Source organism: Rhodococcus sp. no. 34, from assembly GCF_054589475.1.
Window position 1 is genome coordinate 353,973 of sequence record NZ_BAAILK010000012.1, and the last position, 21,276, is coordinate 375,248.

A 21,276-nucleotide genomic window follows, 5' to 3' on the forward strand; every position below is an offset into this window, starting at 1 on the left:
TGCGGGGTCGACCAGCATACGAGCAACTTCGTACTCGTCCTTGTACGCGGTGAACTTGAACAGGCCGCGGGCAACAGCCTCGCTGAAATCGGTCCGCTCGGTTGCGGCACGTTCGGCGGTCCAGACTGCCTGAACCTGATCGATGTAGCGCTGGGCGATCTTGACGGACTGGAACTCGATGAGCTGCGCCGCACGCAGTTCCACCAGTCGCAGGGTTTCACCGGTGAAGGTGGTTCCGGCGAACATGTGAGCCGGTGCGACAACGGGTTCGCGGACGGACTTGGCCGGCGTGGTGACGGCCGAGAACGCTGCGGTGTCGGCAATTGCTGCACGACCCCAACGGAATGCCGCGATGTTCGCGTCCACGGCAACGCCGTTGATGCCGATCGCTTCTTCGATGGCCTCTGCCGGCAGACGAAGTCCGCCGCTCTGGTAGGCCGCACCGATCAGCAGGAAGTTGGCTGCTGCGGTGTTACCGAACAACTCCTGTGCCGCGGCGAGTGCGTCGAACGAACGCAGGGTGCGCGACACCTTGTCGAGACGGGCGAGGAGTGACGTCTCCTCGGGGTAGCGAACAGCCTTGTCGTAGACCATGTCTCCAGTCGGCGTCTGCGACGTCGAGGCGATGGAGACCGTCTTCTCGGCGTTGCCGTAGTCGAGGTTCTTGTTGTCCGTCGCGGTCAGCAGGTCGAAGGCGACGATGCAATCCGCACTGCCCGGAGTGAGGCGGTTGGACGGCTCGAGCGCGCTGGAGCTGAAACGCAGGTGCGAGACAACCGGTCCGGCCTTCTGGCTCAGTCCGATCTGGTCAAGGCTCTCCACTTCGAGGCCGGCGCGCAGTGCAGCCGTTGCGAGCACCTGGTTGACGGTCACGATGCCGGTGCCACCGATGCCCGCGAGGAACACGTTCTGCGTGCTGGTGAGCGGTCCGAAATCGGGGTCTGCGACGACGGGCGGGACGGGACGTGCGGCCTTCGGAGCCTTCTTGCCCGGTACCAATTCGACGGTCACGAACGACGGGCAATCGCCGTCCATGCAGGTGTAATCGGTGTTGCAGGATGTCTGGTCGATCTTCGTCTTGCGGCCGTACTCGGTGTCCACGGGCTGGACCGAGAGGCAGTTCGACTTCACACCGCAGTCACCGCAGCCTTCGCACACTGCCTCGTTGATGACGACGCGAGTGTTGCGAGTGGGCAGCGTGCCACGCTTGCGCTGGCGACGAGCGTCGGCCGCACAGTGCTGGTCGTAGATCAACACTGTGACGCCCTTGATCTCGCGAAGCTCCTTCTGGGCCTCGTCGAGGCGATCGCGGTGCCAGAGCTTGGTGCCCTTGGCCAGAGCGCGCTTGTTGTGACGCGAAGGCTCGTCGGCGCAGATGATGATCTGCTTGACGCCCTCGGTGGTCAGCTTGTGGCTGAGCTGAGCAACGGAGAGGGCACCTTCCGCGTCCTGTGCACCGGTCATCGCCACTACTTCGTTGTAGAGCAACTTGTAGGTGATGTTCACGCCTGCGGCGATGCATGCCTGGACAGCCAACTGACCGGAGTGGAAGAAGGTGCCGTCGCCGATGTTCTGGAACAGGTGAGGCACGTCGGTGAACGGTGCCTGCCCGATCCACTGGCTGCCCTCGCCGCCCATTTGCGTCAAGCCGGTGACAGCGCTGTCCTCACGGCCGGACATGGTGACGAGTGTGTGGCAACCGATTCCGCCGCCGCCGATGGAACCCTCGGGAATAGCGGTGGAACGGTTGTGGGGGCACCCGCTGCAGAAGTACGCGGTTCGCTTGGCGGAGAGCACGTTCAGCGACAGCGGGGCCGGGAGGGTGCGCTTGAGTTCGACGTGCGGCTTCAGTACGCGGCGCAACGGGGCGAGCAGCCGGCCTGCGGTCAGTTCACCACTGGCAGGCATGAGCAGACGGCCCTGGCCGTCACGCTTGCCGATGATGCGAGGGGCATCGTCGGTGCCGTACAGGACTTCCCGGATCTGAGCTTCGATGAACGCGGTCTTGTCCTCGACCACGACGATCTGCTCGAGACCTTCGGCGAACTCCTTGATCTTCTCGCCCACGACGGGGTAGCACATTCCGATGCGAAGGAGACGGATCCCGGCGCGGTGCAGCGCGGCATCATCGACGCCGAGGTCTGCCAGAGCTTGTCGGACGGAGTCGAAAGTTGTACCGGTGGCGGCGATACCGATCTTCGCACCGGAGGGGTTGACCTCGATCACATCGAGGTTGTTGGCAGTTCCGTACGCGTGCACAAGATCCCATCGCGGGCCGTACAGATCGGCCTCGGCGATGACACTGTCCGGCGGCGCGGCCATCTGACGCTGCTTGTAGACGAAGGGCTTGCCCTCGAACTGCACTTCCGGAACCACGATGTCGAAGTCCGCGATGCTGCCGTCGATCGTCCAGGCACCGTCTGCGACGTCGGCGACGATCTTCAGCGCTACGACGCAACCGGAGACACGCGAGAGAGCAACGGCGTGCATACCCATCGTGATGATCTCTTCGGCATTGCGTGGGAAGAGAACCGGCACGCCCATCGCGGCAAGCGAGCGCTCGCTGACGGCCGGAACCGTGGAGGACTTCGACGCGGGGTCGTCGCCCACCAGGAGGACGACGCCGCCCTTGGGGTTCACGCCGTACATGTTGGCGTGGCGAATGGTGTCGGTAGCGCGGTCGACGCCGGGGCCCTTGCCGTACCAGACGCCGGTCACGCCGTCGTGGGTCGCGGTTCCGGCGGGGAGATCCGTCTGGCTTCCCCATACCGCCGTGGCGGCGAGCTCCTCGTTGAAGCCAGGGATGAAGGTGATGTCGTGCTCGGCGAGAACCTTGGGCATGCCGTGAAGCATCTTGTCGACGCCACCGAGGGGGCTGCCCTGGTAACCGGAGACGAAGGTGGCAATACGCTTACCTGCCCGAATGTCGCGAACGTGCTGCTCGACGAAGCCGCGTGCAATTGCCTGAACACCGGTCAGCAACACCGGTCCCGATCCCGACCGGTACCGATCATCGAGGTCATAGGGCTTGGCCTGGGCTACGCCCGACACCAGTTCAGTCATCGTGGACCACCGTTCCGTCTGCAGTGCATTTCAACTACCGTGCATTTTCAACAACCGCGTAACTCGATCTGTTCAGATGATCGTGGTCGAGGTATGTGAAAGCGTCAACAGAGGCTTGTTCAACTATTCAAATTGACAATTTGTGAGCCAAATCACGTGACCTAGGTCATCGAATCAATCAGTTGGAGACCCGTTCGTGGCGATACGGCGAAACGGACATAAAACGTTCCCGACAATGCACACCGAGAACTTTCTTGACATTGACGCAACGTCAACTTGCATGCTGAATGAGCACAACCGATCCGAGAGTAGGAACTCCACGTGAGCGAATGGTCCATCCAAGAACTCGCCAAATCCGCAGGTACCACCAGCAGAACGCTGCGTCACTACGGCGATTTGGGACTCCTGGAACCGAGTCGCATCGGCGCCAACGGCTACCGCTTCTACGACGAAGACGCCCTGGTGCGACTGCAACGCATCCTTCTACTTCGGGAACTCGGACTCGGATTGCCGGCCATCGCCGAAGTCCTCACCGGCGAACGCGAAACGGCCGCCGCACTGCGTACGCACCTCGAACTCCTCGAGCAAGAGCGCACGCGGATCTCGAGACAGATCGAATCGGTCAACAGGACCTTGAACAAGACGAAGAATGGTGAATCACTCATGCCGGAAGATGTTTTCGACGGGTTCGACCACACCCGATACAAGGACGAGGTCATCGAGCGTTGGGGCAAGGACGCCTACACCAGCGGCGACAACTGGTGGCGGTCGATGTCGGAGCAGGACCGTAAAGCTCATCTGCAATCTCAAGCCGACATCGCAGCGGCATTCGGAAAAGCACTGACAGCGGGGCTGTCCGCGGAAAGCGACGACGTCCAGACGATTACCCGAAGACAGTTCGAGTGGATAAAGATCGGTTGGCAGGGAAGGACTCCCAGCGCCGACGCCTTCACCGGACTCGGCCAGATGTACGTCGACGATCCCCGCTTCACTGCAAACTACGACAAGTACGGAGAAGGCACTGCTTCGCTGGTCCGTGACGCGATGAAGGTCTACGCCGAGCGCAATCTGCACTGACGTCGATCAGTCCTGCCCACTGCCGAGGAGGTTGTGTCGGTGCGCTGCCGCGACAGCCTCTTCCCGGGAATGCGCACCGAGTTTGCGATACAAGGCTCGGAGGTGACTCTTCAGTGTGTTGTTGGATACGAACAACCGCCGCGCGATCTCACCGATCGGAATGCCGAGACCCAGTTCCACGAGAACGTCCATCTCCCGTTTCGTCAATTGGACCCGAACGATGGCCGCCGGATACATCTGCGCCGCTTCGGATTCGAGAAAGGTCGCGACGACACTGCTCGAGCCCTCGGCCCGATCTTCGAGTTGCCTGATCAGATCACGCGGTATCGTCGCCAGGGCTGACAGGACACCGGAGGTTTCGAGCAGTCCGCGAGCTTCCTCCCATGTACTCGCGGCAGCGGGGATCCTGCCCAGTTCACACAGAGCAGCGCATTCGATCAGCAGGGATTCGAGCCGAAACCTCGTGAGATACTGCCCGCTCCAGTCGATTTCGCGGCACAATTCCAATGCCTGGGACGACGACCCGGTCAGGAGATGCGCCCGCGCTACGGAGACCGTGACAACTGCAAACGTATGTGGCGCAGCGAGTGATTCTTCCAGCGCCTTGGTACCCTCCCCGGACGCCAACAGAAGATCGATACGTGCCGCGGTGAGAAGCGCGTCACCGAGTGATCGTTCACACGGATTCACGTGCCCGTGCGTTGCCACTGCGCGCTGGAGGGAAATCAACCCTGAGAACGGGTCCGATTGCAGCAGTGCAAATCTGGTGTAAGTGTAGGCCGCGAACGCCCACAGGTCGCCCGGCGGTGTGACCTCGGCGAGTGCGTCCATCGCGGCAGCGCCGGCGTGCAGGTCCACGCTGTCGCACGCCACCAGTGCCCGTGCGATCGCTCCCCCCATGTGCGAGGGCGGTCCCAACCATCCCGAAACGTCCGGGTGTGTGCTTTCCAGGTGCAGCCAGTCCGTCGCGTGCGCGACGTCCCCGATCAGCGCGGAGTTGAGCGCGGCATTGCCTGCGGCGTGACGCAGGACGAACTCCGGACCATGTTGCACCGCACCTTGATAGGCGAGTCGCAATTCCACCGCGGCATCACCGAGGTCACCGGTCAATTGATGCGAGACCCCCCAGATCAACCGCAGGGCGGGCAGTTGAGACCCCAACGCACCCAACGACTCGTCGCCGAGTCCGTACACGACGTGCGCCAATTTGCGCGTGATCTCGGTAGAGCGTTGGTACTTACCGGACGTTCTCAGCACCACCGATTGGACAGTTCCGACGTTCAACAAGCTGTGCGCATGCGGACTACCACCTATCGCACGCAATTCCGCCGGTTCCGTCGGTAATGAATCGCCGTTGATCAACTGCGGCCGCAGACGTGATTCGAGCAGGTCACGACCCACCAGAATCGAAGGGTTCGAACTGAGTACGTCACCGGGTATGGATTGCAACGCAGTCCGGACCAATCCGGTGTGATCGACCAGAAGATCAGCCCAGTGACGCTCGAGTATGTCGAGCACCCTGGTCCACTTGCGTCCGTCCAAGGCGTAGTGAACGGCACCGGCTATATCCGAAGTCCCGAGAGCGTGATCGACGAGAACCTGGAAGGGATCTTCGAATCCATCCCCTTGTTCGGCCCGTATCTGTATGAATGCCAGTCGAACTGACGGCGCGAAGTACCAGGACGGTTCTCCCTCGAAACCATTCCGGAAGATCAGACCGAAAGACTCGAGCAAGTCCAGTTTGCCCTCCACGTCAAGATCGTCGGACAGGACACGAGCGATCTCTGGTGTCACCGTGCGGGCAGCGGCGATCGTAGTCGCGAAGTCGAACAACTCGAGCGACTTGCCCGATCGAGGAGCGGTCCGACTGACGTACGCGTGGATCGCCTGGTCCACTCGCTGCTGAACGCGTTCGCGTCCACGGCTCGGTTCACTCAGCCCCGCAACCGCACTCAGAGCAACCTTCATCAGCACGGGAACGCCGGCAACGCGTTCACAGATCGAATGGACGATGCCCGAGGGAAGGTGGATCCCTGCCTCCGCGAACAGAACGGTGGACTCGTCGAGTGTGTATCTGAGGTCGTTCGCGCACAGGTACTCGTCCACGCGGACGTCTTCGAGCAAGTCCGTCGCAGACCGATCCTGCAGCGTGACGATTACTTTCAATCCGGGAAGCCGCACGATCAGATCCACGATTCGGCGTCCCACCTCGTCACCCTCAACCAGGTCGATGCGGTTGAACACCAACACGAATGGTGCGGGCGACGAGTCGAGGAGTGATTCGATCGCGCCCACTGGATCCTCGCGCATTCGTGGCGGGGCCTCGAGTGATTCCAGCGAATCCTGAATTACTGCGAGCGCGGTGTTCCAGTACTCGAGGGGGGTCATCCGATGCGATGGCGCCGGCACCCAGACAACCGGTCTGCTCGGCACCTGCCCGAGAGTCGTGAGCCACAACGCGGCGAGTTCCGTCTTGCCGAACCCAAGCGGCGAATCGATGACAGTCAATCCCGCCGAGCGTTCCATCAATCCGAGGAGGCGGGGACGAATCGCCGTGGCTCCACGCCCGGCAAGCCGCCTTTGCAGCGTGCCCCTTCCTCGAGGATTTCGCTTTGCTCGAGATAGCTGCGATCGATTCGAAGTGGACGTCACGATGGCCGACAAACGAGCAGTCGATCCCCGCCGAACTCGAGATTTCGTTCGAGCATCGAACTCCCAACCTGTCCACCCATAACGAACAACATAGACAGCTTCGCCGCGACACGCGAGCACTGGCCGTCTCACAAATACGCCCGATTTGTCTCATTATGTGGGCTCGGTCACTATTGGCGTCTATTTGCGGGAGAGTGACTGCGACCTGCGGGATCTGACATATCATGCCCGCGTGTCGATGAATTCCGCCCGCATCCGCGTGTCGACCCGATCGGTCGATCCTGCGGACGCCGACGACTTCTGGCGCAGTGCCACACGTCCGTTCTTCGTCACCGACCGAATTGACCCTGACACATCCCTCGAAGGCTCGATCACAGCGCTTTCCATCGGAACCTCGTTGATCGGTCAAACTACCTTCAACGCACAGAAGTACACCCGAAACAATCGGCTGATCGCCGAGAGCGGACTCGACGATGAATACATGGTCCAGGTCGTCCTCGACGGGCAGTTGAGCGGCAACGCCGACGGAGTCGATTTCGTCGCACGTCAAGGCGATGTCACATTCTTCGACCTCGGGCGTACCTGGACCGCCGACGCGGAGGCAGAATCGACAGGGCGCACCATCACACTCCTCGCACCGCGTTCCCTCGTCGAGGCCGAGTCGAAGGGTCGTTCTCTACACGGGACGGTACTGCGCGGAGTTCCTGCCGTCGTGCTCGCTCAGTGCATGCAATCGGTCGTACTCGCGCTACCGCATCTCGACCCCGATGCTGCGGCCGGCTACGAGGACGTCGTCGCTTCCCTCCTTCGTGTCAGTTTGGGTATCGCCGAACCTGATCTGTCGCCGCGGCCCGATCACTCTCTCCGCGATCGTGCGTACGCCTACATCGCCGAGCATCTCTCGGAGACCTGGCTCGGCCCGACGAGCATGTGCGCAGCATTGTCCGTCTCCCGGGCACAGCTCTATCGCGCATTCGCATCCGACGGCGGAATAGCTCTTGTCATTCGGCGGAAGCGTCTCGAACTCGTCTACCGCGAATTGACCAGAACCGAGATGCCGAACGAAACGATCGAAGCGTTGGCCCTGCGATGCGGCTTCACCTCGAAATCCCAGTTGGCGCGAGCGTTCAAGGACTTCTACGGGATGACCCCGAGCCAAGCCCGAACCGACGGCAGACGCACGATCGGGGACCCGTCGATCGCACGCCTGCACCGCCGACTCGAGTTCTTCAGCCCCTGAATCCGAGATACTCCACAGCCTCGCGAGCGTGCCTGTGTTCTAGTTGATCCATGAGCTGGGTCGACAAGGAACTGAGTCTGGCTGCGCTCACAGGTGCGGTCACAGGTGTCGCCGTGATGATCCCGATAGTCGGCGATGGAGCCTGGTCCTGGGTAGGACTGTTCATACCCGCCTTCATCGGAGCGCTGGCAGGGCTGATTGTCGGCTCGAGCGCTGTTGCAGGTGGGCGCTGCGCCCTGAGAACAAGCCACACATGGCCGGCGCGCACAGTCTGCTGCTGGAAGCATCGGTTCGCTGCGTGCTCTGCCTTGGCGGTGACATTGCTGGTAATCGGAGTGTCCATGGCGGCTGTCGTCGCTACCGGTGACCCGGTGCGAGATGCCGCAGGGTTCCCGATGTCCTTGATCGTACTGGCGGTCATCGCCGCAGTTACGTACGTGTTCTCCTACCTGCTCGCCCCCGCCCAGGCCTCCCAGACCTCGTAAGAACCTCTGCTTTATCACGATTCGTCCTCCGAATCGCGGTGGAGATCAATAATTCCACGACGGGCAACGAGCTCAGATCACTTCAGCTGGAAATGAACCGGAGAACAAACTGCTCGATGCCTTCCGATATGACCTTGGTCAGCGCGGTGAAGTCGTTCGACCAGCGTTGAATATCCAAGCTGCTCATCACTTTCCTCCGTTCTTCGTCCCGCTGCCCGTGACCGCACAACGTATGCGGGACGTTGGGGCGCACTGGAACTATCTGCGAGAACGCGGTTTCCGTTACCCATTGACCGATCGAACGGCACAGCTTTTCGCTACCGCATCAGACGGTAACTTCTTCGACCGGTTTCTCCTCGTGGCTCGCCGCGCCGAAGACGGCCACGGCGACGGCGCCCGCGATCGCTCCGACGAATCCGACGACGGCAAGCCATTCCAGGCCCGGTCGCGACGCGTCGCCGAGCACCACGACGCCGACGATTCCCGGAACGACCGTCTCGCCGACAACCAGAGCCGCTGTCGCTCCGTTGACGGATCCCAGTTGCAGCGCCACCGTGTGCAGATAGAAACCGCCCAGGCCCGAGACGAGGATCGCCCAGCCGGCCGGATCGCGGAGCATCGTACCGATTTCGAACGGATCGATTCCGTAGACCACGCGTACGGCAATGGCCAGACAGCCGAACAGCACACCCGAGATCAACCCGGCGACAACTGCTGCGCGTGAGCCCAACCATCGGATCAAACCGATGCCGATCAGCAAGATCAACGCCGAGCCCACGAGGACACCCCAATGGACGACGTCGTTGGAACTCCCACCGCCCGCGTGACCTGACGACAATCCGAGCAGCAGGAGCGATCCGATCACCGCAGCGATCGCGAACCAGTCGCGACGATGCAACTGGATGCCGAGGACCACGGTCCCCAGCACTGCCGTGATGACGAGATTGGCACTGACCACTGTCTGCGACAAGAACAGTGGAATGAGCCGCGCGGAGATGGCACTTCCGGCGAATCCGACCGCATCGAGCACGGTGCCCAGGATGAACGACGCCGTCAGCGCGGCCGCGAACGTCGAACGCAAGGTCGGGCCACCCGACGCCGTCACGTGTCCGGCCTCGCCACGCTGCTCGGCGGCAGCTGCCGACTTGCGCGCGCCGTAGGCTTGCAGCACGGATGCAACGCCGTACCCGACGCATGCCACGATCGCGGCAATCAGTCCGATCAGCATCGAAATTCCACACGAAGTTCCTGGGCAATGGTCATGGAGATAGACCCTGCCCTATTTCCCCAGGCCTGACATCACCCTCAGGTATTCGAACAAGTGCTACCCGAGAAGTACACCGACCGTCCCTGACCGGTACCTGGGGACACCCCGACCCCTAGTGGAATTGCTTGAGAGCCCTGATCTTGTTCATGACGTCGAGCGCCGCCACCTTGTACGCCTCGGACAGTGTCGGATAGTTGAAGACGGCGTCGACAAGGTATTCGACGGTCCCGCCGCACCCCATCACCGCTTGGCCGATATGCACGAGATCCGTTGCACCCGAGCCGAAGATATGAACACCGAGCAGTTTCAGGTCATCCGTCGACACCAAGATCTTGAGCATCCCGTAGGTGTCGCCTGCGATCTGCCCGCGTGCGAGTTCGCGGTATCGGGAAACCCCGACCTCGTACGGCACCGATTCCTTGGTCAAATCGACCTCGGTGGCGCCCACGTACGACACCTCGGGAATCGAGTAGATGCCGATCGGCTGCAGATCCATCAGCTTCGCGCCTGGTTCGTCGAAGGCATGATAGGCCGCGAGTCGACCTTGATCCATCGACGTCGCCGCCAACGCCGGGAATCCGATGACGTCACCGACGGCGTAGATGTGTTCGACCTTGGTGCGGAAATTGTCGTCGACGTAGATACGGCCACGTTCGTCGGCTTCGAGCCCGGCGTTCTCCAGCGCGAGTGGCGCCGTGAGGCCTTGCCGTCCAGCCGAGTACATCACGGTCTCGGCTGGAATCTGCTTGCCGCTGCGCAGCGTCGTAAGCGTTCCGTTCGCTCCGACGTCGACGGCCGTCACTTCTTCACCGAATCGGAAAGTGACCGCCAGATCGCGTAGATGGAATCGAAGCGATTCGATGACCTCGGGGTCGCAGAAGTCCAGCATCGACGTCCTCTTCTCGACGACGGTGACCTTGGTGCCGAGTGCCGCGAACATCGATGCGTACTCGATACCGATCACTCCCGCGCCCACGACGACCATGGTGGTCGGGATGGAGGTCAGATCGAGGATTCCGTCGGAGTCGAGCACCCGGTGACTGTCGAAGGACACCCCCGCCGGGCGAGCAGGCAACGTTCCGGTCGCGATCACGACGAACTTCGCCGTGATCGTCATCTTGTCTCCGCGCGAGGCGTCCTCGACGAGGATGGTGTGCTCGTCGACGAACGAGCCGACCCCTACCAACAATTCGACGCGGTTGCGCAGGAGCTGAGATCGAACGACTTCGATTTCTTTGGTGATGACATGCTGGGTTCGCGCCAGCAGGTCGGCCGGAGTGATGTTCTCCTTGACGCGGTAACTCGCGCCGTACAGTTCGCGTTGGTTCATCCCGGTGAGGTAGAGAACCGCCTCACGCAACGTCTTCGACGGAATGGTGCCGGTGTTGACGCACACTCCCCCGAGCATGTTGCCCTTCTCGACCATCGCTACCCGTTTACCCAGCTTGGCCGCCGCGATGGCAGCCTTCTGCCCACCCGGGCCGGAGCCGATCACAACCAGGTCGTATTCCATCGGATCAGTCATCGCTTACAAATACCGTCTGCATACGACCGGCAGATGCCGAGCATGTCAATACTCGGTGAACAATCCGCGCGCCGAAACGACACGACGGCAGTACACGAACCCTGTTGCAATTAAAAGAGATACAGCCGAATCCATACGAAACTTGCTACACATAAACATATTCCGACGTTCGCATGCGCACATGCTTCGTCGCCGACGGAATTCACAACGGTCTGTTGAAATTTGTTTCACCACAGAGTGATTGATCGATCAACTGACAGGTGACCAGGGCCGTAAACCGGATGTCCAGTATTCGAATTGTCCGAAATAACGAGCGGAATGTTCCTCGTCACATCCCGCACCGAAGCAGTTGCGCGGAGCCTCGGGCCGCGTTCTACTTGCCTTGACTAATCATCTGTCACTCTCGGTTACAAACATCCGCCCCGTTCACGATCCCCACCTTTCGCCATCTCGAGAGATCAGGTTTCCCAATGGAATTCACGGAACTTGCCGACTATCCCCTACCTCCAGGGACCGTCACCGAGTGGACTCCCGCCGCGGTGAATCCGCCCGAGCTGTGGCCTGTCGACCAGCGTCCCGCCAGCTACATACACGAGGCACACTTGAAACATGCCCAGCAGGCGAAACGGCAGGTGCACCATCAGACCGACGTGTGCACTCCGTCGTGGCTGGGTACCTCGTTTCGCATCCACGACCGACTCGACCGAAGGATCTGGGCGGCCGCTCTCGATCACTGGATCGATCGCCACGAAGTGCTCCGAACACACGTCGCCGTGGAGGGCGAAACGATAGTCCGACGCACCGCGGCGTCTGGAGACGTCCGGATTCTGGGCACCGAGGTCGGACACCTTGCGTCCTCGATGTCTGTCTTCACGCATCTGCAGCAACTGCTCGACCGATCGACCGATCCACTTGTCTGGCCTGCGTATCAGTTCGCGACGATCGAAGGCCCCAACCACTTCACCGTGGTTTTTGCCGCTGATCATGCTCTGCTGGACGGATATTCGGTGGCGTTGACCGCGCACGAACTGCAGACGATCTACCGATCGTTGAGCGAGGGAAGCCCTCCCTCGCCGCCGGAGACCGGAAGCTACATCGACTTCGGCACCAAGGAACGAGATCTCGTGGGACACGCGGACCGCTCTCACCCGGCAGTGCAGACGTGGCGCGAGTTCTACGCGCAGGGCGAGGCTCCGTACTTTCCAGCGCTACCCGAACCGGTCACCGGACGCCGAGTCCCTCAGCAGAGCCTGTCTGCCTGGCTTCTGAGCGCCCGGGGAGCCGAACGCCTGGCAGAAGCGAGCAAGCGCAGCAACCAAGGATTCCTGGCCGCGATACTCGCGTGCGCGGCCAAGGTGACCGGCGATCTCACCGGTGCAGACGAATTCCGCGTCGTCGTGCCGCAACACACCCGTTCGGAGCTTCGATGGGCCGCGTCGCTGGGATGGTTCATCGGTGTTGTGCCGGTGAGGATTCCGATTGCCCCCGCCGCAACCCTGAGCGATCTGGCCAAGGTTGCCGGCACGGAGATACGACGCGTCCGCCCCGCCGCGGCACTGCCGTATTCGAAAGTGTGCGAGCTGATCGACTCCCCGCAGCACCTGCCGTTCGTGCTCTCGTACATGGACGTTCGTCACGTTCCTGGTGCCGAGCAATGGACGAGCTGGCAGACCAGGGGCCTTCGTAGTCGAGATCATTCGGGAACCGACGTCTACATCTGGCTCACGCGGACTCCCGAAGGGCTGAATCTGGCCATACGCCACCCGGGCAACGCGCGCACGAGCCGCCACATCCATCAGTTCGCGGGACTCCTACGCCGCGAAATGGAGGACTTTGCCTTCTCGACCGACACTTTCGCACCTCCGACCAAAACCGCTGCACCGATCGAGGAGAACTCTCATGGAAATGACACCCATCGATCTCTGGGCACCGAAAGCCGGGACGCTCACCGAGTTCAGGCCTACTGAACAATCCCTGGCGGCGGCATCCGGGGCACCACGGAGCGACCAACCGCTCTCGTTCCTACAGGAAGGACACATTCGTACCGCCGATCACAAGCGCGCACAAGGCGTCGACTGGTCACCGTGGATCGGATTCACGTTCACTCTGCCCGGTGATCTCGATCGGGAGGCACTGCGTCGGGCGGTCCAGGCGTTTGTCCTGCGGCACAACACACTGCACAGTTGGTTCGAGGTGAGATCATCCGAAGATCCCGACGGTAGCGGGGTCATCGACCGTCACGTGGTGGATGCGTCGACGATCGAACTCACGCCGCACAGCGTCGGTTCTCTGAACACGACAGATGCGGTTCGCGAGCATGTGAGCCGAAGTTTCGCCGGCGATACCAGCCCATTGCAATGGCCCTCGTTCATCAGTGGCGTCGTCGAGCACGGCGCCGGCTTCACCGTCTACTACGGCGTCGATCACTCGCACACCGACGGCCTGTCGTTGATGCTGGGCGTCGAAGAACTTCGTGCGCTGTACATCGCCGAAAGCGCCGGCATCGACGCTCAACTTCCCTCTCCCGGCAGCTACGTCGAGTACAGCGGCGAGGAACGGACATCCGCGGGGAACCTCGACCTGGCCGCAGCGCCTGTGCAGCAGTGGATTTCGATTCTCGCCGCCAACGCCGGCCAACTCCCGACGTTCCCCCTCGACCTCGGTGTCGCGAGCGGCGAACAGACCCGGTCGACCCGCACACATATCGACGTTCTCGACAGCGACGAGTCAGCCGCGTTCGCAGCGCTGTGCAAGTCCAATGGCGTCGGCTTCTCCACGGGGATCTTCGCAGCCCTCGCCCTCACCGAGATCGAAGTTGCGGATCGAGCGAACTACTTCGCGCTCAACGCAGTCGGCACTCGCTCCGATCCGAGATACCTCTATTCCCAAGGCTGGTTCATCAATCTCGTCCCGGTCTCGTTCACGCTGAGCGGTGTCACGAACTTTACCGATGCACTCCCCCTTGCCCACGCTGCTCGCGCTGCGGTGAAGGGACTCGCGGACGTGTCCATTCACTCGGTGATCGCCCAGGTGTCGAAGTTGACCGGATCCGACATCGGTGGAACCTCGGTCCCGCCGATGGTGTCGTACATCGACATGCGCCTGATTCCAGGTGCCGAGCACCATGACGAACTCGAGGCGCGGGCACTGGGTGGGCCAGGAACGACGGGTGATCTGTCGATGTGGATCAACCGGAAGGAAGACCGTACGTACGTGATGGTCAGTTTTCCGGACACCGATCAGGCGCACACATCGGTAAACCGGTACCTACGACACCTTCGCAACGTCCTGAGAACGGTCGCTGATACCGGCGACTACCGTGTCGTGCGTCAGGCGGATGCACGTCAGGAAGTGGAGACCGCCTGATGCACATCACGTTTCTCGACAGGTTCGAGGCACGGCCGGGCCGCATTCTGCAGTGGACGCCGAGTGAAATCTCCACCGGAACGACGTATCCGGTTCCTCCGACCTCCAATCAGCAGCTGCATCTTGCCGGCAGCCGCGGCGATACGACTTGGCTCGCTGCCACTTTCGACGTTCCCGGCCCAATCGACACGGACGCACTCAAGGCCAGCTTCGAGGAATGGACGTCCCGTCACGACGCCCTGTCGTGCTCGTTCTCCCAGGCCGAAGAATCGGGTGAATCCTCGGCACTGTTCGTCGACGTCGCCGACGTCGGCGATCTGCGCCTGCGTGAGGAAACAGTGGCTGACGCGCGAACACCGGAGCAGGTGCGAGAACTCTTGGGCGAGCGCTTGGATAGATGGTGCAATCCTTTCGCGTTTCCCGCGTACTTTCTCGGTGCCATCACCCGCGAGGACCAGTCGACAGTGGTCTGCGGGTTCGACCATGCCATCTGCGACGGCTGGTCCATGAGCATCGCAATTACCGAGATCAGCACTCTGTATCGCGAATACACGCGGGCGGACCGTGATCCGATCGCGTCTGATCTCCTTCCGGAGCCCGGGAGTTTCCTCAACTACTGCTTCCGGGAATCGGCAACCGCGGATCCAGAGCCCGGCGACCACCGGATTGCGGGTTGGCGGTCCTTCCTCCGAGCATGCGGGGGTGACACTCCCCATTTTCCCGTAGATCTGGGACTGCCCGCCGGGGCGATGTCGCCCCAGGGCACAGACACCCGAATGCTCCTCGACGCCGACGAAGCAGAGCTGTTCGACCAGAACTGCGCCGATCATCGGCACTCGTCGTTCGGTGCAATTCTTGCGTCGATCGGTTTGGCCACAACACAATTGACCGGCAAGAGGGACACGCACCTACTGTTCCCTGTTCACACGCGTCGGGAACCGCGACACAACCACACCTTCGGATGGCTGGTAGCCAATGCGCCCATCACCGTGACGAGCATGGACAATCTTCACAGCACTGCCCGGGCAGTCAATCTCGCTTTCCACGAGTCACTTTCACTGTCGTCCGTGTCGTCGAGGCAGGTGTTGCGGAGCTTGGGGCCCGAGGTTTCGCCCACTCGCAGAGACATCTTCTCGGTGTCCTACGCCGACTACCGAACCATGCCCGGTGGATCTCGCCCCCGTAAATCAAAGTCCAGCGAATCACAGCCTGCGCCGATCAATCCGCAGCAACTCAGTCGCGTCTCGAACGCCGACGACGTTCAGTTCTGGTTCTCACGAACTCACGACGGATTGGCAGTGCGGACCAGGTTTCCTGCGCCCGCTGCCCGGACAGTGCACACCTTCCTCTCGCATGTCTCCGAGATCCTGTCGACGCCGTAGACGAAACGGCCGCCTATCCGTAGATCTATTTGACACTGCTTTGTTGTGCACAACTTAACTGTGCGCTACAGTTGTTCTCGTGACCAACCCACTCGCTCTCGAACGCCAGGTCTGCTTCGCCCTCTATTCGGCGTCGCGGGCCACTACGGCCGCGTACCGGGCAATGCTCGACGACCTGGGAATCACGTATCCCCAGTACCTCGTCCTGTTGACACTCTGGGAACGAGACGGCCGGGGCGTGCGTGAGATCTGTGAGGCACTCGATCTCGATACCGGAACTCTCTCGCCGCTGCTCAAGAGGCTGGAGGGTCTGGGATTCATCGAGCGCCGACGCCTCACCACGGACGAGCGTCGCGTCGAGATTCACCTGACCGAGGCGGGTTCCACCTTGCGTAGCAAGGCCGAGGACATCCCGGCCAAGCTCGCAGGCGCCACTGGTCTGAGTAACGACGAACTCACCGAACTCCGAGACGTTCTCACTCGTCTCGGTGAGTCACTTCAAGCATCCAACGCCCACTCCGACGGAAAGAAGAAGTCATGAACATCGTCTACACCGCAGAAGCACTTGCCACCGGCGAAGGCCGCAACGGTCACGCTCGCACCTCGGACGGACGCCTCGATCTCGGCCTCGCCATTCCCAAGGAAATGGGTGGCAGCGGCGAAGGCACCAACCCCGAGCAACTCTTTGCCGCCGGATACGCAGCATGCTTCCACTCCGCTCTGCAGATGGTCGCCCGTGCCGAGAAGGCCAACGTGGCTGATTCCGCAGTCGGCGCGCGGGTCGGCATCGGCCCCAACGGTGCAGGAGGCTTCGGACTCGCTGTGACGCTGGAGGTTTCACTCCCCCATCTAACCCATGATCAGGCCGTCGAGCTGACGGAGAAGGCACACCAGGTGTGCCCGTACTCCAATGCAACTCGCGGCAACATCGAGGTCACCCTCGAAGTAAGTAAGGACGACGAATGAGCACTACCACTGTCAGCCGGGAAATCCGTCTCGCTTCACGCCCGAACGGTTGGCCTACGTCGGAGAACTTCGCCACCGCCGAAGTAGAACTCCCCGAACTCGAAGACGGCCAGATCCTGGTCCGCAACATCGCCATCTCCGTCGACCCGTACATGCGCGGCCGAATGAACGACGTGAAGTCCTACCTTCCGCCGTTCCAGGTCGGTGCGCCGCTCGACGGTGGTGCTGTCGGCGAGGTCGTCGAATCCAAGTCGACTGATCGCGCCGTGGGCGACGTCGTCGTCCACGGCCTCGGATGGCGTGAATACGCCATCCTCGACGGATCCGCAGTGACTCCGGCCGACACGTCCATCGCGCCGGCGACGGCCTACCTGGGTGCCCTCGGCATGACTGGCCTCACCGCGTATGCCGGCCTCACCGCGGTTGCGGAGTTCAAGGAAGGCGATACCGTATTCGTCTCCGGCGCAGCAGGTGCCGTCGGATCGCTCGTCGGTCAGATCGCCAAGTTGCTCGGAGCGAAGCGAGTAATCGGTAGCGCCGGTTCACCGGCGAAGGTTGCCCGACTTCTCGAACTCGGATTCGATGCGGCATTCGACTATCACGACGGCCCGATCACCGAACTACTCGCCGCTGCCGCCCCTGACGGCATCGACGTGTACTTCGACAACGTCGGTGGCGAGCATCTCGAAGCCGCAATCGATGCCATGAACCAGGGTGGCCGGATTGCCCTGTGCGGAGCCATCGCTCAGTACAACACCACCGAGAAGCCCACCGCTCCCCACAACCTGGCACTGGTGATCGGCAAGCAGCTCACACTGCGCGGATTCCTCGTGGGCGGCTACCGTCACCTCGGTGGCGAATTCCGCACCCACATGGCAGGGTGGCTCGCCGACAACAAGATTCAGTGGGACGAGACCATCGTCGAAGGCCTGGAGAATGCACCGCAAGCGTTCATCGACCTGATGCGCGGCGCGAACACCGGCAAGATGGTTGTCACGCTGTAACCCGAACAACATCTAGCTCGAACGGATATGAAAGTGGCCGCGAACTTCTCGAAGTTCGCGGCCACCTTCATATCTGAATCAAATCCCGAACGAGACTCCGGTCAACTTCTCCGACAGTGTCCACAAACCCGAGGCTGTCTTCGTATCGTGTGACTTCTTGTTCGACCCCACGACCTTCGGATACCCTCGCTGCTCGAACGGACCGTCCGGTCCGATGTAACTGCCGCCGAAGGCATCCGGCGCGGTTGCCGCCCACAGTTCGGGAAGGGCGCCCATCTCCGCGGACTGCGCGAAGATCGAATTGCCGATTCCCATCAGCTTGTCCTGGATCGACTCGGTGTGCCCCTGCAGGTTCGTCGACGCGTATCCCGGATGCGAAGCGAGCGCTTTGAGCGAAGATCCCGACGCCGCGAACCTGCGTTGAAGTTCGTACGTGAACAACAGATTGGCAAGCTTGGACTGCCCGTAGGCCAACCATCGGTTGTACTTCCGACGCTCGAAATTGAGATCGTCCAGATCGACAGTTCCGAGCTGATGCAGGGCACTGGACATCGTCACGACACGATCGGTGAGCTTGTCCTTCAGCAATCCGGTCAATGCGAAGTGTCCGAGATGGTTTGTGCCGATCTGCATTTCGAATCCGTCGACCGTCCGGCGGAACGGAACCGCCATCACGCCGGCGTTGTTCACCAGGACGTCGACCTTCTCCGTTGCGTCGGCGAAGGCTCGTACCGACGACAGATCCGAGAGGTCCAATTTGCGGACAACCGCGTTGGGCCCGATCTCGGCGGCTACGGCGTCGGCCTTCGTGGTGTCACGACAGGCGAGGACGACGTCGGCCCCGGCTTTGCCCAGCGCTCGTGCGACTACCTCACCCAGTCCGCTGTTCGCCCCCGTGACGACAAATGTGCGGCCGGTCTGATCGACTACGTCTTCTGCGGTCCATTTGGTCATGCTTTCCAGCGTACGTGCCTTACTCGCCGGTAGGGAGGGGTCGCTTTCCGTCATCGCCTGCGCTTGGCGCGGATGGGCTTGGCGCCCGGCAGCGGCGGTGCAGCCACTCTGGGCGACGGGGGCGCGGTCATTCCGGGAGTCGGCGACGATTCGGCTTCCTTCTGCTCCGCAGCGATGCGTCCGTACACAAAATGCTGTTGTCCCAGCGTCCAGCAGTTGTTACTCACGAAATACAGCAGGATCGCCACGGGCGCGAACGCACCGAAAGCGATCACCCCCACCGGAAACACCCACAATGCGAGCTTGTTCATGATCGCTGTTTGAGGGTTGACGGTTCCGGTGTCCACTTGGCGCGCGATGGATGCCCGCGATGTGAAATGTGTAGCGACGGCGGCAAATATCATCAGCGGTACAGCTACCAGAATGATGGAGATACGGCTGACGTCGCCGAATGCTTCCAGTTGTGCTGCCGGGCTCGAAATCATGGCGGACAACGGTGCGCCGAACAGTTTGGCGTCGAGAAAAGACTGCACATCCGAGGCACTGAAGAAGTAGTTGGCCGTGTTCGCGTTGTCCGCCACCGACATCGGTTCGGTCGGGCTCAGAAACGGGACGTGCGATGCCGCTCCGGTCCGATTGAACGATCGCAGGACGTGATAGAGACCAATGAACACCGGTGCCTGAACCAGCATCGGCAGACAGCCGAGCAACGGACTGTAATTATGTTCTTTCTGCAGCTTGGCCATCTCTACAGTGAGTTTCTGCCGGTCACCCGAATACTTCTTCTGCAACGCCTTGATCTGAGGTTGCAGCTTCTGCATCACCAGTTGAGTGCGGACCTGCTTGACGAAGGGTTTGAACAGCAGGGCTTTGAGCGTGAAGACGAGAAATACGACCGACAACGCCCACACGACGCCGTTGTCGGGTGATCCGGAGACCAGTGAGAAGACCTTGTGCCAGAACCAGAGGATTCCGGACACGGGGTAGTAGACAAAATCGAGCATGACGAATGAACCTCACCGAATGGCACGCTCAGAGAGATGAGAGCGCGGGAATGGTCGTGGACGCAAGACGTCTGACCGACCTACGACGAGTTCACACCCGCCGACTGCCGATCTACAGACCGATTCCCGGAGCTCGAGGTTGCGGACGACCGGGCGCGTCCGGGCTGCTCTGCCTGCGGAAAGCACCACGCAGGCAGCGTTCGTCATCAGACGGGCCAGTGGCCGAAACCGCGCACAGTTGCAGAAGTTCGTACTTCGAGGAAGTTGCGAGCGCAGCGACCACGAAGACGGCAATCGCAGTTCCCAGCACCGCGGCGCTACCCGAGGAACCAAGCGGAGGCACTGCGAGAAGAGCGATGAACGGCAGCAGAAGCAGCAACAGTGACCGTGTCACCGTTCCTGTACTCCGCTGTTGCATGACTGCGAGAGTACAGAACGTCTGCCGAATCCAGCCAGACGCTTGCCTCACGTACTTGTTCGCGCAGCCATTTGTGCGCAGGATCGTGGTCCATCCGACCGTGCCACTGTTGAGCGTTCGGCGCTCCCGCTGCGAATCGCCTGACCGGAGCCGGGGTGAGGCCGGCCGCCGTGCCCTCCTTGATTCGGATCACGAAAGTCCGTCGAAGTTCTCGCGATCGATCAACAGGCCTTGCACCCACAATGCCGCTCGAAACAGGTATGCACCCCGTCCAACTGACCGATGCGAACACGTCGAGGCGCAACCAGGCTGAGTGTCGCAAGCCGAAGCCCGATCACACCCAGCTGGACACCTGCTTCGGGACGCATCGACGCAAAGGCAACACGAGAAATGTCGCACCACCGATTCACCGACCCCCGCACGAGGAAGCATGCACTCGGAAGAGCGCTTGTCGTCGGCGTTCTTTCCCTGACAACCCCTGCCGTGAGTATCGACACCGCGAACGCTCAGGCCCCCGTGCTTCGGGACTGGAACATCGCCGCAGTTTCCGTCGACACGAATCCGGCGAAGGTGTCAGCTTTCGCTTCCTCGGATACAGGCCGCGTATTGGCAGCCGCAGAGTCCAAGATCGGCGCTCCGTACGTCTGGGGCGCGACCGGGCCGGACTCGTTCGACTGCTCCGGTCTCGTTCAATGGGCCTATGCACAAGCGGGCGTTTCGATTCCGCGAACCAGCTACGACCAGGCGGTTGGCGGCACTCCAGTTTCCCGGGACGATCTACAGCCGGGTGACGTGGTCCTGCACTACGGCGGGGAGCATGTGGGGATCTACGCCGGAGGCGGTGAGATCGTTCACGCCCCGACGTCCGGGGAG

At 61.6% G+C, this 21,276-nt stretch carries 17 protein-coding genes; 10 read left to right on the forward strand and 7 right to left on the reverse strand.

From position 1 onward, the window contains the following. A partial coding sequence (locus ACYP01_RS02540; RefSeq protein WP_459678550.1) for an indolepyruvate ferredoxin oxidoreductase family protein occupies positions 1-3,063 on the reverse strand: 3,063 nt, incomplete at its 3' end. A 321-nt stretch (positions 3,064-3,384) separates the two neighbouring features. On the opposite strand from ACYP01_RS02540, the gene ACYP01_RS02545 reads away from it, so the two are divergent. Further along, positions 3,385-4,140, forward strand: a complete 756-nt coding sequence (locus tag ACYP01_RS02545; RefSeq protein ID WP_459678553.1) for a MerR family transcriptional regulator — start codon at positions 3,385-3,387, stop codon at positions 4,138-4,140. Positions 4,141-4,146: 6 nt separating this feature from the next. Here ACYP01_RS02545 and ACYP01_RS02550 read toward each other — a convergent pair whose 3' ends face one another. Continuing rightward, positions 4,147-6,666 carry a helix-turn-helix transcriptional regulator gene (locus tag ACYP01_RS02550; RefSeq protein ID WP_083056828.1) on the reverse strand — a complete coding sequence of 840 codons (2,520 nt, stop codon included), beginning with the start codon at positions 6,664-6,666 and terminating at the stop codon, positions 4,147-4,149. A 364-nt stretch (positions 6,667-7,030) separates the two neighbouring features. Between ACYP01_RS02550 and ACYP01_RS02555 the strand changes: the two genes are divergently transcribed. Beyond that, positions 7,031-8,032 (forward strand): helix-turn-helix domain-containing protein, encoded by a 1,002-nt coding sequence (locus tag ACYP01_RS02555; RefSeq protein WP_202425989.1) that lies wholly within the window; start codon positions 7,031-7,033, stop codon positions 8,030-8,032. A 50-nt stretch (positions 8,033-8,082) separates the two neighbouring features. Continuing rightward, positions 8,083-8,517 (forward strand): hypothetical protein, encoded by a 435-nt coding sequence (locus ACYP01_RS02560; protein WP_459678557.1) that lies wholly within the window; start codon positions 8,083-8,085, stop codon positions 8,515-8,517. Between the two features lie 325 nt (positions 8,518-8,842). On the opposite strand, the gene ACYP01_RS02565 is transcribed toward ACYP01_RS02560, so the two are convergent. After that, positions 8,843-9,745 (reverse strand): hypothetical protein, encoded by a 903-nt coding sequence (locus tag ACYP01_RS02565; protein WP_003940348.1) that lies wholly within the window; start codon positions 9,743-9,745, stop codon positions 8,843-8,845. Positions 9,746-9,896: 151 nt separating this feature from the next. Next, complete coding sequence (sthA, locus tag ACYP01_RS02570; RefSeq protein ID WP_007733953.1) at positions 9,897-11,309, reverse strand: Si-specific NAD(P)(+) transhydrogenase; 1,413 nt, start codon at positions 11,307-11,309, stop codon at positions 9,897-9,899. A gap of 470 nt (positions 11,310-11,779) precedes the next feature. Between sthA and ACYP01_RS02575 the strand changes: the two genes are divergently transcribed. From ACYP01_RS02575 to ACYP01_RS02600, 6 genes are all read left to right on the forward strand, one after another. Beyond that, the gene (locus ACYP01_RS02575) at positions 11,780-13,276 is read left to right on the forward strand and encodes a condensation domain-containing protein (RefSeq protein ID WP_050654763.1); all 1,497 of its coding nucleotides are present in this window, start codon (positions 11,780-11,782) and stop codon (positions 13,274-13,276) included. Further along, entirely contained in the window at positions 13,209-14,675 is a 1,467-nt protein-coding gene (locus tag ACYP01_RS02580) for a condensation domain-containing protein (protein ID WP_459678560.1), read from the forward strand. The genes ACYP01_RS02575 and ACYP01_RS02580 overlap by 68 nt, the downstream gene beginning before the upstream one ends. Continuing rightward, positions 14,675-16,057, forward strand: a complete 1,383-nt coding sequence (locus ACYP01_RS02585; RefSeq protein WP_003940563.1) for a condensation domain-containing protein — start codon at positions 14,675-14,677, stop codon at positions 16,055-16,057. Before ACYP01_RS02580 ends, ACYP01_RS02585 begins: the two co-directional genes overlap by 1 nt. 79 nt (positions 16,058-16,136) lie before the next feature. Next, positions 16,137-16,598 carry a MarR family winged helix-turn-helix transcriptional regulator gene (locus tag ACYP01_RS02590; protein ID WP_003940568.1) on the forward strand — a complete coding sequence of 154 codons (462 nt, stop codon included), beginning with the start codon at positions 16,137-16,139 and terminating at the stop codon, positions 16,596-16,598. Beyond that, positions 16,595-17,023 carry an organic hydroperoxide resistance protein gene (locus ACYP01_RS02595; protein ID WP_459678563.1) on the forward strand — a complete coding sequence of 143 codons (429 nt, stop codon included), beginning with the start codon at positions 16,595-16,597 and terminating at the stop codon, positions 17,021-17,023. The genes ACYP01_RS02590 and ACYP01_RS02595 overlap by 4 nt, the downstream gene beginning before the upstream one ends. Next, the gene (locus tag ACYP01_RS02600) at positions 17,020-18,027 is read left to right on the forward strand and encodes an NADP-dependent oxidoreductase (protein WP_007733944.1); all 1,008 of its coding nucleotides are present in this window, start codon (positions 17,020-17,022) and stop codon (positions 18,025-18,027) included. The genes ACYP01_RS02595 and ACYP01_RS02600 overlap by 4 nt, the downstream gene beginning before the upstream one ends. Positions 18,028-18,105: 78 nt before the next feature. Here the strand turns inward: ACYP01_RS02600 and ACYP01_RS02605 are convergent, their stop codons facing one another. The 3 genes from ACYP01_RS02605 to ACYP01_RS02615 form a co-directional block, all read right to left on the reverse strand. Next, a complete protein-coding gene (locus tag ACYP01_RS02605) occupies positions 18,106-18,981 on the reverse strand; it encodes an oxidoreductase (RefSeq protein ID WP_030535283.1) in 876 nt (291 codons plus the stop codon). A 50-nt stretch (positions 18,982-19,031) separates the two neighbouring features. Next, positions 19,032-19,985 carry a membrane protein insertase YidC gene (gene yidC, locus ACYP01_RS02610; protein WP_003939695.1) on the reverse strand — a complete coding sequence of 318 codons (954 nt, stop codon included), beginning with the start codon at positions 19,983-19,985 and terminating at the stop codon, positions 19,032-19,034. Positions 19,986-20,097: 112 nt separating this feature from the next. Next, entirely contained in the window at positions 20,098-20,379 is a 282-nt protein-coding gene (locus ACYP01_RS02615) for a DUF6412 domain-containing protein (protein ID WP_003939922.1), read from the reverse strand. Between the two features lie 414 nt (positions 20,380-20,793). Between ACYP01_RS02615 and ACYP01_RS02620 the strand changes: the two genes are divergently transcribed. Then, positions 20,794-21,276 (forward strand): C40 family peptidase (locus ACYP01_RS02620; protein ID WP_459678567.1); only part of this gene is annotated, 483 nt, incomplete at its 3' end.

What these genes read in the sequence shown, in the direction of transcription:
- ACYP01_RS02550 (WP_083056828.1), bottom strand. Translation starts at nt 6,666, where the DNA reads ATGGAACGCTCGGCGGGATTGACTGTCATCGATTCGCCGCTTGGGTTC.
- ACYP01_RS02555 (WP_202425989.1), top strand. Translation starts at nt 7,031, where the DNA reads ATGAATTCCGCCCGCATCCGCGTGTCGACCCGATCGGTCGATCCTGCG.
- ACYP01_RS02560 (WP_459678557.1), top strand. Translation starts at nt 8,083, where the DNA reads ATGAGCTGGGTCGACAAGGAACTGAGTCTGGCTGCGCTCACAGGTGCG.
- ACYP01_RS02565 (WP_003940348.1), bottom strand. Translation starts at nt 9,745, where the DNA reads ATGCTGATCGGACTGATTGCCGCGATCGTGGCATGCGTCGGGTACGGC.
- sthA (WP_007733953.1), bottom strand. Translation starts at nt 11,309, where the DNA reads ATGACTGATCCGATGGAATACGACCTGGTTGTGATCGGCTCCGGCCCG.
- ACYP01_RS02575 (WP_050654763.1), top strand. Translation starts at nt 11,780, where the DNA reads ATGGAATTCACGGAACTTGCCGACTATCCCCTACCTCCAGGGACCGTC.
- ACYP01_RS02580 (WP_459678560.1), top strand. Translation starts at nt 13,209, where the DNA reads ATGGAAATGACACCCATCGATCTCTGGGCACCGAAAGCCGGGACGCTC.
- ACYP01_RS02585 (WP_003940563.1), top strand. Translation starts at nt 14,675, where the DNA reads ATGCACATCACGTTTCTCGACAGGTTCGAGGCACGGCCGGGCCGCATT.
- ACYP01_RS02595 (WP_459678563.1), top strand. Translation starts at nt 16,595, where the DNA reads ATGAACATCGTCTACACCGCAGAAGCACTTGCCACCGGCGAAGGCCGC.
- ACYP01_RS02600 (WP_007733944.1), top strand. Translation starts at nt 17,020, where the DNA reads ATGAGCACTACCACTGTCAGCCGGGAAATCCGTCTCGCTTCACGCCCG.
- ACYP01_RS02605 (WP_030535283.1), bottom strand. Translation starts at nt 18,981, where the DNA reads ATGACCAAATGGACCGCAGAAGACGTAGTCGATCAGACCGGCCGCACA.
- yidC (WP_003939695.1), bottom strand. Translation starts at nt 19,985, where the DNA reads ATGCTCGATTTTGTCTACTACCCCGTGTCCGGAATCCTCTGGTTCTGG.